Annotated in this window: 10 protein-coding genes; 4 read left to right on the forward strand and 6 right to left on the reverse strand. The window is 36.1% G+C overall.

Annotated features, from left to right (window positions below; all coding sequences use genetic code 11):
* Nucleotides 1-41 precede the first annotated feature (41 nt).
* On the forward strand, nt 42-1,067 hold the full coding sequence (locus tag P2086_RS16005) for a hypothetical protein (RefSeq protein WP_317897762.1): 1,026 nt from the start codon (nt 42-44) through the stop codon (nt 1,065-1,067).
* A gap of 247 nt (nt 1,068-1,314) precedes the next feature.
* On the opposite strand, the gene P2086_RS16010 is transcribed toward P2086_RS16005, so the two are convergent.
* The 5 genes from P2086_RS16010 to P2086_RS16030 form a co-directional block, all read right to left on the reverse strand.
* Nucleotides 1,315-2,304, reverse strand: coding sequence for a hypothetical protein (locus P2086_RS16010; RefSeq protein WP_317897763.1), 990 nt, complete (start codon nt 2,302-2,304; stop codon nt 1,315-1,317).
* A gap of 97 nt (nt 2,305-2,401) precedes the next feature.
* A complete protein-coding gene (locus P2086_RS16015; RefSeq protein WP_317897764.1) occupies nt 2,402-2,821 on the reverse strand; it encodes a hypothetical protein in 420 nt (139 codons plus the stop codon).
* Between the two features lie 338 nt (nt 2,822-3,159).
* Entirely contained in the window at nt 3,160-6,774 is a 3,615-nt protein-coding gene (locus P2086_RS16020) for a two-component regulator propeller domain-containing protein (RefSeq protein WP_317897765.1), read from the reverse strand.
* A 483-nt stretch (nt 6,775-7,257) separates the two neighbouring features.
* Entirely contained in the window at nt 7,258-8,316 is a 1,059-nt protein-coding gene (locus P2086_RS16025; protein ID WP_396127428.1) for a tetratricopeptide repeat protein, read from the reverse strand.
* 128 nt (nt 8,317-8,444) lie between these two features.
* Nucleotides 8,445-8,618: a hypothetical protein gene (locus P2086_RS16030; RefSeq protein ID WP_317897766.1), complete on the reverse strand. Its 174-nt coding sequence runs from the start codon at nt 8,616-8,618 to the stop codon at nt 8,445-8,447.
* Between the two features lie 202 nt (nt 8,619-8,820).
* Between P2086_RS16030 and dinB the strand changes: the two genes are divergently transcribed.
* Genes dinB through P2086_RS16045 form a run of 3 tightly spaced genes read left to right on the forward strand, consistent with a single transcriptional unit; the run spans nt 8,821 to nt 13,836 of the window.
* Nucleotides 8,821-9,981, forward strand: a complete 1,161-nt coding sequence (dinB, locus tag P2086_RS16035; protein WP_317897767.1) for a DNA polymerase IV — start codon at nt 8,821-8,823, stop codon at nt 9,979-9,981.
* Nucleotides 9,981-13,031, forward strand: a complete 3,051-nt coding sequence (locus P2086_RS16040) for a DNA polymerase III subunit alpha (RefSeq protein WP_317897768.1) — start codon at nt 9,981-9,983, stop codon at nt 13,029-13,031. The genes dinB and P2086_RS16040 overlap by 1 nt, the downstream gene beginning before the upstream one ends.
* Nucleotides 13,032-13,062: 31 nt before the next feature.
* Nucleotides 13,063-13,836, forward strand: coding sequence for an SOS response-associated peptidase (locus tag P2086_RS16045; protein WP_317897769.1), 774 nt, complete (start codon nt 13,063-13,065; stop codon nt 13,834-13,836).
* A 2,030-nt stretch (nt 13,837-15,866) separates the two neighbouring features.
* Here P2086_RS16045 and P2086_RS16050 read toward each other — a convergent pair.
* On the reverse strand, nt 15,867-16,091 hold the full coding sequence (locus P2086_RS16050) for a hypothetical protein (RefSeq protein ID WP_317897770.1): 225 nt from the start codon (nt 16,089-16,091) through the stop codon (nt 15,867-15,869).
* Between the last annotated feature and the right edge of the window lie 61 nt (nt 16,092-16,152).

Below are 16,152 nucleotides of genomic sequence, written 5' to 3' on the forward strand. Positions count from 1 at the left end.
ATGCTACTTTTATATTATCGCTACCCTTTAATTAATGAATTATGTTTAAAAGATTGTTTCGCACTTTAAGCAAAAAATATCGGCTGGTACTCCTAAATGATGTAACATTTGGTGAAAAGATATCGATACGGCTTACGCTTTGGGGTGTAGTTATTTTTTCGCTTGCTATAACCATTATAATATCCACCTTATTAATTTCCTTTATTGCGTTTACGTCTCTTCGTGATTACATTCCAAGAAGTAGTGACATACAAACAGATAGTTCACAATTTCCAATTTTAGTTTATATTCTACTGTTTCTAACTCTAATGATTCTCATACTTTCTTACCTGAATAGATCTAATAGGAGAGTTGAACATGCAACATCAGATTTTGGCCCTAGTAGTTTATATTATGAGTTGAAGAAAAAAATCGACTCTCTGACAAAAGGATCAAATCAAATTGATGAAAGTAAAATTTTAAAATATTTTACAGAGAATTTAGAAAACCAAATTTTAGCAAAAATTGACGAGAAATATTCAAAATTAGAAATTGAATCGAGAAAGCATTTGGAGTTATCAAAAACTATTAGGAGATCTGTTGAAAGATTAAACACTGAAATTATTTCCACTGCAAGAAGGGCGAACTTGAATTTACTAATTGGCATTGGAAGTACCTTACTAGCTATGTTGTTTTTTGCGGTAATACTTTTTAACTCTCCTGAACAATCCTTAACTTACACCTTACTTGACTATTTTTTTCCAAGAATTTGTTTGGTAATATTCGTGCAAGTATTTGCTTATTTCTTTTTGAGATTATATAAGCGAGGCATGGATGATATAAAATATTACCAAAACGAGTTAACCAATATTGATACCAAAATTGGAGCTATCGAATATTCTCTCGCAGTGACGGATAGTGTTAATATTAGTGAAATTATTATTAAAGAAATGATGCGAAGCGAAAGGAATTCCGAAGCTCCTTCAAACAGTGCAACCAACTCAACAGAGATGGAAAAAATGATTAATAGTAAAAATCTCGAAAAAGTAATTGATTTTTTAAAGAGTTTAAAGGCAGATTCAAAATAAGTTTAAACAGAAATTTTTGCCACTGAGATTTAGTTGCTTTGACAGATAGAAGTGGGTTCATAGTAGAATGTTTCTTTAGCTAGCAGCTATTACCTGCTGACGTTCTTTCGTTTGGCATTGTTTATAGTTCTCAATTTTTACATAATGTTCCACAAACTGTAAGATTTTATTGGCACGAATTAATACTAACAACTTATTTAATTCTTCCAAGTCGTCACTTGAAAAATGATAAAAATTGTGGAGAATGTTAGTAGCTGGCATTTTTCCGTAAAGTAATGTTGAATTCGGTTTTTAAGCTCTCAATCTTTTCTTTCGTCGTCGTTGTCAAGCTGCCTAAATATATTAACGAATGAAGCGAGCCTTCTTTGTACGCCGAAGAATCTGAATTACCTTTAACTTTCCTATATTTTTTCCATTCTGAAATCGTCTCATCAAAAAGTTCAGGATTAAAAGTCTGAAAATCCTCATTTTTCGAAGTTTGTTTGATGACAATTAAAAGCTCTTCAAATTCAGATTCGATCTTTTGAAATGTCTCCGACGCCTGTAAGTTCAAGTCGGTTTGTGTCACAGGTGAATTAGGATAAAGCAAATGCCAGATGAACTCATTGGTTTGATTAAGAAATAATTTTGAACTATTAAAGCACTTTAAAATTTCATCTTTTTCAACTTTAATATTTGTAGCAAATTCATGGCAGAATATATGCCTGAGCTCAAATGTCCTTTTGATATCTTTTATTACTTGGTCATAATTCCTAAAGAATATATTAGAATCTTCATTAACACTATCAAGGACGGTTTGAGTGCTAAAATCTTTGATACTTTTCAGAAAGTCTTGTCCCGAAATAGTAGAAAGGTTGGTATTGATATCTTCAAAATTGTTACATGGTAAAATATGTGAAATAAATTCGCCTACTGTTACTGTTTTATCTTGAATTGCGTTTATTATCTCAAAATCAAATTTTACATTTTTAGCCTGATTAAATTTTATAGCATTCTCTTTATAAGGTGTTCCGAAGTCTACTAATTCCTGATAAACTGATCTGAAGAAGGCTTCAAAACATGCTATTGTTGCTATAGGGATATACTTAATTAACTCTGAATCTAAATCCCCATTATAGTTTAAATTTTTATTGAATGCATTTTCAATTTCATTCAAACGATTACTATAGTCATGTCGAGAGTAGAACTCAGAACGCGATCTAATAGCAGTAATTTCATTAATTAAATTACGTTTCATCTGCTTCTGTATGCAAGGTTGTTACATTAACGCTTTTTACCGACTTGCTGTAAAATAAATAATTATTCACTGGTAAAGTCATTTGTTATATTAATTTTTACTTATAATTTTCTGTCCTAAGAATATCCTGAGTACTGAAACCAGTTTCAGCCAATAATTTCAATTGCTCTTCACTTAGTCCATTAGAAGCTGTTGCTCTTACGAGCCCATGTGAGTTTTTAGGTGGATTTGAAGAATAATTTTTCGTCATTTCTATTAATTCATCGTCATTAAGAAGCATATCTATAACAATAAAGGCACCATATAGTTTGTGAGCTTCTGAAGATGGGATAAAGTGAACGCCTAATGCATGATTTAATATTTTAGTTATTTTAAAAATAAATTCTCTTGAGAAATTTTTATTGTTCGAAATTTGCATTTGCAGTTCATTTTCAATTGTTGCACGAAATTCTATGTTACTTCGTGATACCAACCACAATGTTGATAGTCCGTCTAAGTCAAATTGCTTTAAATTCATGATTTTATTTTTTTAGTTTTTGTCATCAAGCTTAGGTTCAAAAATCCCTATTAATTATTACAGGGGTTTCTCGTTGGTGGGGCTTTGAAACCGAAAACTGGCCGCCAGCAACAACGTTTATTAGTCAGTCTATGTTTCTATTACCACTGAGTGCACATGGTAGGTGTGAAAACAAATATTTACAAATGAGTTAAAACATTTGTTGGCGGGTACGTAAAGATAGTATTATTAGAATACAAATATGTCTGTACAAATAGACAGGTAGGAAGGATTTTTTTGCGCTGTGTTGGCGGAGGTTTTGAATAGGAGTTGGGGAGTTTAGGTTGCTGTGCGGATTGTTATATTTTTATGCCGATAATTGTAATATCATCAACCTGTTCGGCATTGCTCATCCAACTTGCTAATTCCTGTCGCAATGTATGTTCCTGGTCCTTTAAATCAAAGGAAGCAATATTCAAGAGAAGATCCTTCAATCGTTTATACATGAACTTTTTCCCTTTTGGTCCGCCAAACTGGTCAGCATACCCATCGGTTAATGTATATATCATATCTCCTGCATTTAAAGCAAATTCCAGTTGAGTAAAGCTGTTTTTGTCCTTATCATGGCGACCCACCGGCATCTTATCAGGTTCCAACTCCAATAATTGGCCTTCTCTAATAATCCAGACAGGATTATGCGCACCTGTAAAACAGATTTTTCGCTTATCTGGAGTTAAAACAAGAATACTGGCATCCATTCCGTCCATTCCTCCTTCGCTACTTCCATCCTTTTTAAGTCGCTCAATAATATGCGTACGTGTATAATTAAATATTTCTTTAGGTTCAGTAAGTTTCTCTTTTATTGCATTTTCAAGACAGGTAGTATTTAGTATACTCATAATGGCACCTGGTACCCCGTGACCTGTGCTATCGGCAGTAACTATGGCAAAATTTCCGTTGTGCAGAGCGGAAGCCCAGTAAAAATCTCCACTAACCGCTTCTTTTGGCTTGAATAGTAGAAAGTAATTATGCAAGTATTGATCTAATAAATCTTTGCTAGCGAGGAAGCTTCTTTGTATCCTCTCAGCATAATTAATGCTATCGGAAATCTCTTTGTGTTTTTCTTCAATTATTGTTTTTTGTTCTCTGATTTGAGAGGTTCTTTTATACACCAATTCTTCTAGTTCATGATTTTTCTGTTTGAGCTTTTTTTCTCGTTGCTTAACATATAATCGTAAAACCATAACGGTCAATAAAAGCAACCCTAATCTGAACCACCAGGTACTCCAAAATGGTGGTTTAATTTCAAATTTGTAGTGGACCTCATTACTGTACAAACCCAAATTACTTATAGACCTGACACGGAAAATATATTTTCCTGCAGGTAGATTTCCGAAAGTGGTTTCAGTTTTAGAGCTAGGTAGTGACCATACCGAACTAAACCCTTCGAGTTTAGTTTCATAGGTTACAAACCGCGGATATTTGGTAGTTGCCCCGGCATAACTAAAAGTAATAGTGTTTTTATTGTGAGGTAGACTCAGATTAACAGGATAATCCGACCAATGTGTGAGGCTATCAAAGTGGATATCAGAAAAAGTGTTTCGTAAGGCATTATACTCAGCATCCTTACTATATACAAAGTCTTTCCAGCTAAAGTTATTCTCATTTATTTTGATTGATAAGAGCTGCATAACGGGAGGGATGTCATCTTTTATTGCTGTGGAAGGATGATAAATTGCAAGTCTGTCATCAGTGCCAATCCATATATCGCCATTCATATCTTCATATAGTGAGCCTTCTACACAGGCTTTACCTAAAAACCCCTCAGGGGTCTGGTACTTTGTAAAATGAATTTTTTCTTTTGGCAAAAAAGAAGTTGCGATTTTATTTAGTCCCTTTTTTGTCCCAATCCATATGTTACCTGTTCTATCCTGCAACAAGCTTTGAATGGAGTTATCGGAAAGACCGTCATGACTTGTATATTGAATAAAACTTTTCCCATCATAGCGGAATAGGCCATCGTTGTCGGTTCCGATCCATAGGTCTCCATTGTTTGCTTTTATCATTGTACTAATTGATCCATTGGTAAATCCATCGTTTTTATCATATTTTATTACCCGCGAACCAATAACCTTGAATAGCCCCACTTTATGAATGTTGAAATCCTTTACTGAAAACCAGTCTCCGCCAAATGCATCAAAAGCTATAGCATTTAACCACCTTCCGAATAAACCGTCGTTGTCGTCGTATTGAATAATGCTGTCACCCTGTATAATACCAATTCCAGACCAGAGGCCTAAAGCCATTCGACCATACTTTCTATTTTCATAGTATTTATTTACGGGAAAATAAAGGTTCATCACATCATGAGGGTCAAACTTTTTTTTGCCATTAAATAATTTGAACCTCGAGCCATCATATTCCATTAAGCCGTCGAGACCTAAAAATACTATGGTACTATCCTTTGTTCCTGTTATGTTCCAAACGGAATTCAGTATGGGAAATTCGCTTGTAAAGATTGTTTCAATTCGACCTTCCTTTAAGCGAGATATTCCGCCCGCGTATGCACCGAACCAGTATGAACCCGGGCTGTCGTTGTAAACACTCAGAATTCTATCTCTTATTAATCCATCTGCGGAAGTTAAATAGGTAAAGTTATTCCCGCGGTATAGTACAGCACCATCACCGCCAGTGCCAATCCATAGATTCCCACGTAGGTCTTTATATAAGGTGTTTACATACTGTCCTTTCATCAATCCGTTATGTGTTGTGATATGGTTGACCTTTTTTCCAGAGATTCTTATACAACCCCATCGGTTTCCAAACCATATATCTCCGTTTTCGCTGAGCGCAACGCATTCAGTTTGCTCTTTTTCGGCAGGGACCATGTAAATGGTATCAGAGATCATCATGTAAATTCCGTCGGCAGTTGCCATCCAGGTTTTCCCATTTCTGTCGGTTATGAGATTTTTTATAGCGCTGTTAACTACTACATTTTGTATAGTGTATTCAGGCGTGAATCTCGGGTACACCGTAAATCCTGTTCCATCATAGGAACTTAAGCTTCCGTTGTAGTAGGTAATCCAGAGCATTCCTTTTTTGTCTACATATAAATCTTCAATTGAGTTCCCCGGCATCCCTTGCTCTGTAGCATACAAGAAGAATTTTTTACCATCAAATCTGCACAATCCGTTTTTATGACTCATGCTGGTGTTTACGGCGCCAAACCAAAGATCACCGCTTTTGTCGCGCTTCACGCTGTATATTTGATCAAAATCAAAACCAGGAATTGTATCGTAATTGTAAAAATAAGTTCCATCAAAGCGGCTAATACCTGACTGGCCGGCAAACCACAGGTCCCCGTTCTTATCTTCTTCAATTTCATAAATTGTTTTACTTAATAATCCCTGTTTTTTGCCATAATTATAAAAATATGTGCCATCATAGCGGCTCAATCCTTCAAAAGTCGATATCCAAAAGTTTCCCCGACTGTCCTCAAAAAATCCGCTTACCATATTGTTCACTAATCCTTGGTCACTTTTAAAGGCGCAGAAATTATAAGGATTGTATTCAGCATATAATGGGTCTTTTGCTTCTATCCTTTCAGGTGCAGCTGCAAGAATAGTATCAGGAGTTTGGAAAACGACCACGGGTCGTTTAAACTTACCGGTACCAGGAACGCACAAGGTAGTTGTAAACCCACTTAATACCATTTTTAATTTAAGTTCCCTTGTATTTGTATCGAGGTATTTGCCACGAGAAGCGACTGTATGTTGTGTTAATATATTTGGTGGTACATTAATTATTTTTGAAGGAAGTGCAATACGAAAATCGGCGGAAATGGAATCCTTCTTTTTTTCTAACAAACTATTATTTTGTTTATTTTCTTTCTGCTGACAGCAGATATTAAACAAAGTGAAAATAATTGGGCAAAGAGATCGGAACCATACTTTTAAACTTAATGAATGTTTCATGGCGTTAAATTATATCTTAAACTTAATTTGATCAAATTTTATTAAAACAGGAATCTCTTTTGCTGGCATACTCTTTCCACACGGCGGTCAACAATTGTGCTGCTTTCAGGTCATATCTGTGCGCCGGCAAAAAAACCAAAAACCTGAAGTATTCTAGAACTACGAGTCCAGTCGGAAAGGAGTCTGAGTTCCAAGTGCTTGTCAACCTAGCTGCTACCTTACTTGTCTGAGCTAAATTTTTTGTTGTCTGAGAGCGAATGCGTTATAATTACTGGCTTGACGCGATAACAAAGGTTTACAAATGGGTAAAAGTATTTGTTGTCGGGTGCGTAAATATAATATTATTACACTACAAAAACACCTGTCCATTTGGGCAGATAGGTGAAAGTTTTTTGATAATTTTTTAACCACATAGGCACTTTGGTGTTAATAGGGTTAGGTAAACCATAGGTTTGCCTAAACTGCAGGAGTGGTGAATGATGATTATTCTTTGCAATTGATTCTTAACAATTCTTGAATAGAGGCTTCACCTTCAGGAATTTCAAAATCGGAATACTCCTGCATTTTTTTTAGATCACTACAGGCCGCCTTTATGTTGATTAGTTTTAGGTGGCAAAGTGATCTATAATAATAAGAGTGTGGATTATTTTTGTTGAGTTGAATGCTTTGTGTAAAATCCGCTATAGCTTTTTCATACTCTAGTAAACCGTAATGGACACAACCTCTTGTGCCGTATGCGTTACTGTTATTGTCATTTAATTCGATGTTTTTATTCGCGTAAGGCAGTGCTTCTTTGTATTTTTTGTCTATGAATAAAAAGTATGCTATGTTGTTAAGCGCCAGTACTGTATTTGGTTTTTGTAGAAGTAATCTTTTAAGCCCATCAATTGCCTTTTGAATTTGTTTCATTTCAAATAAAGTTGAGGTGGTTTTGATTATAAAGTAGGTGTTTGTAGAGTCGTATTGAAGGGTTTTCTGAAAGTAAAGTAATGCTTCCGGGAATTTTTTTTCACCGTAAAGAATATCACCAAGTAATATTAGCCCATTTGTATTTGTGGAATCATAATAAAACGCTAGGTTGCCAAATTTTAAAGCGTTTATTTTGTCATTTAGCATATAGTAGGAATGTCCAACAAAGGAGTAAGCATCAGCGCTTTCATTGTTTGTTATTTGAGGATTTTTTAAAAAATACTGAAAATCTTCAATGGCCTCATTGTATTTACCAAGTTTGAAAAAAGAAAATCCTCTATAAGAATAAAGATCATAGCTGGTGGAAAAACCATTTATGTACAAGGTATAAAACTTAACCGCACTGTTCCAGTCTTCTAAATAATAGTAGCAATTACCTTTATAATAATAAAGTACGTATCTGTTGACTAGGATCGGCTTACTCTTGAGTGCCTTATCGCATGACTCTAAACATTTTGTATAGTCTTTCAGGTTATAGTAAGATTTAGCGACACCGAGGTAACCCCTGGACTCCTTCGGGCTTATTTTGATAGCCGCTTGAAACATTTTAAGTGAGGCTTCGTAATCTCCCATTGTTAAGACCGAATCAGCTCTAAGGCTTAAAAGTTCATATTCATAAGATTGCGCCTTTGTGTAGGATAAACAGTAAAGCACAAAAAGAAGAGTGTATATTTTCTTGAGTTTCAAAATACAAATAGTTGTTAATTTTCCTCGGTTAAAATCTCCGCTAATTGTTTCAGCACTATTAGTTCCACTTCCTTGTTGTTTACCATCTCAAAAACTTTCGCATGTTTCTTAATAAGCCGGTGTAAGTCATCATCACTGAGATGATTGAGGTCGTAGTCCAGAAAAGTAATGGCTTCTCTGATTCGCATAAGACTTTCCTTTAACGTGCCCCCGACTTGCATGATACAAGATAATAAAAGTTTAGGTTGACCACTCTCTTTTTTGTACAAAAGCAGTTTGATATATTATTTAAGTGCCTGTATAATAGCCTAGTTAACTATTAGCTACATATTATAGCAATTTAATACTATATTTTATAGCTAGTTTTGTAAAGAGATTTGTTGTTGAGCTATGGAAAGAACTATTGTGCATTTGGATTTGGATACTTTTTTTGTATCGTGTGAGCGAGCGGTAAACAGTTCGCTAGAAGGAATTCCTTTAATAATTGGTGGCAATGGAGGCAGAGGCGTTGTGGCTTCATGCTCGTATGAGGCCAGAAAATTTGGCGTGAGATCGGCCATGCCCATGTTTATGGCTTTGCGACTTTGTCCTCAAGCTAAAGTGATACGTGGAGATATGGAGCTCTATAGCAAGTATTCGCACATAGTTACTGAGATTATTCAAGAGAAAGCTCCAGTAATGGAAAAAGCCAGTGTGGATGAATTTTATTTGGACTTCACCGGTTTGGAAAAATACTTTGGTTGTTACGCCTTTGCAAGTGAATTAGCACAAAGGGTTTTTAAAGAAACAAATCTGCCTATTAGTTTTGGCTTGTCGCTTAATAAAACAGTTTCAAAAATTGCCACCGGTGAAGGTAAACCCAAAGGAAAAATAAGTATAGAACCAAAGTTTGTTCGGCCCTTTTTAAATCCACTTTCCATAAAAAAAATACCAGGGCTTGGCGAGAAAAAATATGTGGAGCTTTCGCGTATAGGGATTCGGAACATTGAAACATTGGCAGAAACACCCATTGAGATATTTCATACTATGTATGGTAAACCCGGTATTGATATTTGGCATAAAGCGAATGGCATAGATGAAAGTGCCGTAGAACCCTATGTAGAAAGAAAAGGAATTTCGACCGAACAAACCTTTGAGCAGGACACCATTGATATTGAAAAAATAAAAACACTTTTGGTGGCCATGGTTGAAAAACTTGCTTTTCAATTGCGGGAAGAAAAGTGGTTAACCTCAACCGTGGTAGTAAGAATTAAGTACAGCAATTTTGATACCCATACCAAACAAACCAAGGTGGCTTATACATCTGCAGATCATATTTTAATTAAACGGGTGTATGAACTTTTTGATAAACTCTATGACAGAAGGATTCGGATTCGACTGGTAGGTATTGGTTTTACAGGACTTGTAAGAGGAGAATATCAAATTAACTTATTTGAAGACACCACAGAAAGTGTGAATTTGTACAATGCAATAGATAAAATGAAACGGCGTTTTGGTTTTAAAGCAGTGATGCGTTGCGCAGGACTTGACCTACAGGGAGATAAAAGCTAATGTATTTAAACTGCCATAGTTATTTTAGTTTGCGTTACGGCACTATTTCAGTAGAAGATTTGGTGCAGCTAGGCGTTGCGAATCAAGCCAAATCACTTGCACTCACGGATATTAATTGTGTAACAGGGATTTATGATTTTGTTTTAGAATGCAGAGCACATACTATTAAACCACTCGTTGGAATTGAATTTAGAAACGGTTCAGAATTATTATTTATTGGTTTGGCAAAGAATAAAGCAGCGATTGGAGAGATGTGTCTCTTGCTTACCAAACATAATTTCGAAAATACAAAACTACCACGTCGCATTGAGTTTAATAACACCTACGTTATTTATCCCCTTGAAACTGCCCCGACAGAACTAAAAGAATACGAATACATAGGCATTCGACCAGAAGAGTTGTTTAAATTGTATAAACCCGAGCTGAAGAAACACCTTGGTAAAATGGTTGTTTTGCAACCTGTTACCTTTAGAGGAAGAGATGAATACAATTTGCATCGCATACTGAGAGCGATAGAGGGCAATGTTATTTTATCAAGGCTCGAGGCAAAAGAACTCTGTAGAAAAAACGAAGTGATGTTGCCCTACGATCAAGTCCTTTTACTTTATAAAGAGTATCCACAAATTATTAAAAATACAGAACGGCTTATTGAAGATTGCAATTTTGATTTTGACTTTAAAGCCCCTAAAAACAAAAAGCACTATACCCAAAACCGTTATAGTGATAAAGAGCTACTCACTAGTTTGGCTTATGAAGGTATGGTGAGACGTTATGGCAAACATAATAAAGAAGCTCTTTTCCGTGTGAATAAAGAATTAGACGTGATTGATAAACTGGGTTTTGCAGGTTATTTTTTAATTACCTGGGACATTGTGAGGTATTCGAATAGCTGCGGTTTTATGCATGTGGGGAGAGGTTCGGGAGCAAATTCGATTGTGAGTTATTGTTTAGGGATTACTGCTATTTGTCCCATAGAATTGAACCTCTATTTTGAACGTTTCTTAAATGCCAGTAGAACGAGTCCACCCGATTTTGATATTGATTGGAGTCACCGTGACCGCGATACGATTTTAGATTATATTTTTAAACGCTTTGACAGTAGGCATGTGGCCTTTTGTGGCACGATAGCAGAATTTAAATTTCGTTCGAAAATACGCGAACTCGGAAAAGTGTTTGGATTGCCAAAAGAAGAGATGGATGTTTTGATAAAAGGCAGGCCGAAAGATCATGAGCAAAATAAAATAGTAGCAGCTATTCATAAATATGGTGGCATGTTAGAAAAACACCCCAACCAAAGGAGCATGCATTCGTGTGGTGTATTAATTTCGGAAGAGCCTATTACGAATTACACCGCTTTAGAAATGCCACCAAAGGGATTTCCTATTGTACAATTTGATATGCACATAGCCGAAGATATTGGATTTGAAAAATTTGATATTCTTTCGCAGAGAGGCATATCGAGTATTAACGAAACTGTAAAACTTGTGAAACAAAACAGAGGCGTTGTAGTAGATATTAGAGATACGACACTTTCTAAAAACGAAGCAACTGCCAATGAATGGTTGAAGACCGGTAAAACAATTGGTTGTTTTTATATTGAGAGTCCAGCTATGCGAGGCTTGTTAAGACGTTTGCAATGCGAAAATTATATCACCCTTGTAGCAGCCTCTTCGATTATACGTCCCGGAGTTGCACAATCAGGGATGATGACCGAATATATATTCAGGCATAAAAACCCAGATAAGTTTGAGTACTTCCACCCAGTATTTGAAAAAGAACTCGGCGACACTTATGGTGTGATGGTTTATCAAGAAGACGTGATAAAAATTGCCATCCACTTTGGTGGCATTTCACCAGAGAAAGCAGATATCTTACGACGGTCGATTAGCGGAAAAAAACGATCATTGAAAGAACTTCAAACTGTGAAGGAAGATTTTTTTCTAAGCTGTGACAAACAGGGACATGCACGCAAACTCTCAGAAGAAGTATATAGACAAATAGAAAGTTTTGCAGGCTATTCCTTTTGTAAAGCACACAGTGCCAGTTATGCCGTGGAAAGTTATCAAGCACTTTATTTAAAAGTAAATTATCCCATTGAGTTTATGGTTGCTGTTATAAATAATGGCGGCGGCTTTTATCGACCGGAAGTATATATTCATGAAGCACGCATGTCGGGTGCGAAGGTACACGCACCCTGTGTTAACCGAAGCAATGTAGAAACCACTTTGTATGGAAATGATATTTATTTGGGCTTCCATTTGATAGACGGCTTGCAAGCTGAGGTATTAGAAACGATAGTTAGGGAAAGGCAGAATGGTAATTATAGCAGTCTGGAAGAATTTATTGGGCGTGTGCCCATAGGATTAGAAGGAATACAAACTTTAATTTTTGCAGGCGCCTTTCGATTTATAGGAAAAAATAAAAATGAGTTGATTTTGAGTTCACGTTTGTTGATGGCACATAAACCAGAACAAAGTTCAGGACTCTTATTTCAAGAACCAACGAAAGAATTAAAACTCCCCAAATTTATTCGATCAGTATATGAAGATGTGTTTGATGAAATAGAAACGGTAGGATTTCCGGTAAGCCTTTCACCCTTTGATTTATTAATAACAAAACAACGCGGTGATGTGATGGCAAAAGACTTAGCTAATCAGCACGGAAAAACAATTCGCATGATGGGTTATTTGATTAGTAGGAAACAAGTACCAACCAAACGCGGCGATATGAATTTTGGAACATGGATAGATGTAGAAGGCACTTTTTTTGATACCGCACACTTTGCAGATTCATTAAGTGCATTTCCATTTCAAGGAGGAGGCTGCTATTTATTATTAGGCAAGGTGCAAGTAGAATATGGATTTCCGACAGTAACGGTTGTGCGCATGGCAAAACTGCCCTTTGTGCCGGATCCAAGATTTGCAGACGACAAAGATTTACGACAAAAGGTACAAGGGCAGCTAAATGAAGATGTAAGTTTGACACATAGAGCACCTTACCCAAGTGAACAAGAAATTGGACTACCGCGATTTAAAATGTTGGGACTTTGAAAAAAAAACAAATAACTCGTAATTTTAATTTATGTGTTACAATTTACAAGCTGCGCTGATGGAAGAATTGCGCTATGCTATTCACCGAGGCGACATACACCATGCAGAACAACTGCAAAGGCAATTGGATGAATTGGAGTTAAAGAAAAAACCCATTTATTTTACAAGTGGATTTTCACACCCTAAGATACTTGTCTTTACCAATGAAGAACCTATGAAACCTCAGCTGTTTACCTGGGGTTTAATACCGGCTTGGGCAAAAGATTTTTCGACCGCAAATGTATTACGCAAAAAAACACTAAATGCGCGGGTAGAAACCATGTTTGATTTACCGTCTTTTAAAAGCTCAGCAAAAAGTAAACGCTGTTTGGTATATGTGGATGCTTTTTACGAATACCATACCGTTGCCAAAAAGAAGTATCCCTTTAGAATTGCTATGAAAGATGGAGAGCCAATGGCAATGGCTGGTCTGTGGACAGAATGGACGGATAAAAATACAGGAGAGGTGATACAGTCATTTGCCATTGTAACAACTGAGGCGAATGATTTAATGGCAAAGATTCATAATTTACCCGCAGCCTCAGATACACCACGCATGCCGTTAATTCTAGCTAAAGAAAAACAAGACGAGTGGTTGATTGATTTGAAAAGCGATGCAGATAAAGAACATATAATGAGTTTGGCTAAACCTTATGCTGCAGAAGAAATGAGTGCTTATACGGTACCGCAATTGATTGGAAAGAATGGTGTGGGGAATGCGCCGGAGGCAACTAAGGAATTTGTGTATGAGGAGTTGGAGTTTTAGGTAAATGGAAACGGTGGCAAAGAGTTGTATATTTGTTAAACCAAAAAAGCTACAAACATTCGCTAATCTCGGCCATGGGTGTTGTATAAGCGAATGTTTATAGCGGGTATAAGGTAGTTAGCAGTAATTGTAGACAGACATGAGACTTTTTTCAATTTTCATATTATTCTTTATCACCGAGTATGTTCTGCGGACATTTGTAGACGCTTATAAATATCATTCGGTCGGACTTTTCCTTGAATTTCTACCATTAATATTAGCGACAATCATTGCCGGACTTATTTATAAAACAACTGTAATTACAGGACGTTTCGGCTGGACTTATCTTAAATTAGCTGCTGTATCAATTGCGGGGCTCATTATCGTAAAGACTTTTCTTTTCATTCAATGGTATTGGTTTATCGCACCGGAGTATCGTGACGTTCCCGGTGACATGTCCGAAGGACTTGGTTTTACAATCGTATTCTTGACGTTCGGGACAATTGTAATTTTGCTTTCGTACTTATTTGTAATGTTGAGTATTAAAACTTTAACTAAACAGACACCGGAAAACTAAAACAACAATGACAGACAATCAACTATTAGTTCTTGCTTTTGTTTTATTTTGGCTGACATTAATATTCTTGACAATAAATAGTAGTCAAAGGTTAAAGATATTTTTTATTAATTTTTCCGTTCATTTAGTTTATTCTTCATTTCTTCTCTATGGACTTGCTTACTGGTCAGAGGGCGGCGGCGGACTCGTTTGGTGGTTTTTATTATTGCTAACTCTCGGCGGACATATATTGTCAAACGCGACATTCATAATTGTAAAATTTTTCAAATATGTAAATGACGACGCTAAAAAATGGAAGTCAAAAAATTAACAACTACTGCTAACAGCAAATTCGCGTCATTTTTTGCGTGTTAGCGCTCAAATTCATAACTTGGACAAGCAAAAAACGGCGCAAATTCGCAATACGTTAGCTACAATGCGCCCAGCGGACGTTCAAACATTTCGGCCTAACAAGAACAGAAGTATTGCAACTGGACGAAGACAATAGCAAATTGAAATAAATGATTGAAGAACTGAAAGAATACAATTATTGCTCGCCGTTATTGACAGGTTCAATTGGCACAATGCTTTTTTCATTCTTTTCGGCAATTATACTTGGACCTGTTTACAGTCATTATATAAATCTATTCGCTTTTTTGGTGACATTCTTAGCAATAATAATTTTCATTAGAAATTATCATCTTTATAGTACGTTTAAAAAAATCATCCTGACTTTTCTTCTTTTAACAAATTTGACTCTTGGTATTTGGTTAGCCAGCATAAAATATGGCTATATTAATTGGCATTATATAAACCTATTTCAACTGCAACCTTAAAACGTTTAATTTTAGGACGATGGTATTTCAGACTAGCGGAAACGCTCAAATACTTTGTGTGGGCGCACTAGTAGCTAACACGGGCTAATGGCGCCAGCGGACATTCGTGCATGCATTTGCAAATTTTTCAGCGGCCCCTTCGGGACTTTTTATTGTTTTGCAAATGCTCAAAATACCTTAACTTCACGCTGGACATCGGAACACTTTTAGCATCTGCGAAATCGTTATTTTCGCCGGCGCCAAGCCCGAATCCGTTAGCAAGCATTAGTAATGACGACAGGACAACAAATTTCATTTTTAATAATTTTCTTGACGCATATTATATTAGCAATCGTCGGGACTCGAGTTCTTTTAAAGAGCACCAGACTTACTCTTCAACAGCGACGCTACAATTTAATTTTTCTATGGACAGTTCCCTTTATTTGGTACTTAATCGTTAAGACAATTCATAAAAAAATTCCCGGCTCGCACGAAGTTCCTATAAAAGACGACGTAAGTGGAAATCATTTTCACGAAAGCGGACTTGGTGCTCCTGGTGCAAACATACGAAATTGACGGACAACACTAACTAACGCCTGCTAACAGAGAGTTTCTTTCAAATGCTTTTCGAAATTTTTAGAAGCAAGTAATGAATTGCATTAAAAGACTTTGTGCTTTAATTATGGCTTCTTTGCTTTCTCCAGAATATCCCAATTGTCTTCAAGATCGCTGACAGTTGTATTTAAGGGTTGCCCTTTTGGAATATAATGGTAATAGGGGTGTTGGAAGGCCACCTTGATTTCGCCTTCGAAGGAATAAAAGCTTACAGCAAATAAAACGAATGGTTTTGTCTTATGCCTAAGCATTTTACCGTTGTATTTTTGTTTTGCTTCGGGTAAATTCATGTAAAGTAGATTATTCTAGTAAAGAGATTAAAGTTTTTTCTAATAAAGAATCGCGAAGATC

Origin of the sequence: Aurantibacillus circumpalustris (genome assembly GCF_029625215.1) — a bacterium.
Taxonomy (GTDB): Bacteria; Bacteroidota; Bacteroidia; order B-17B0; family Aurantibacillaceae; genus Aurantibacillus; species Aurantibacillus circumpalustris.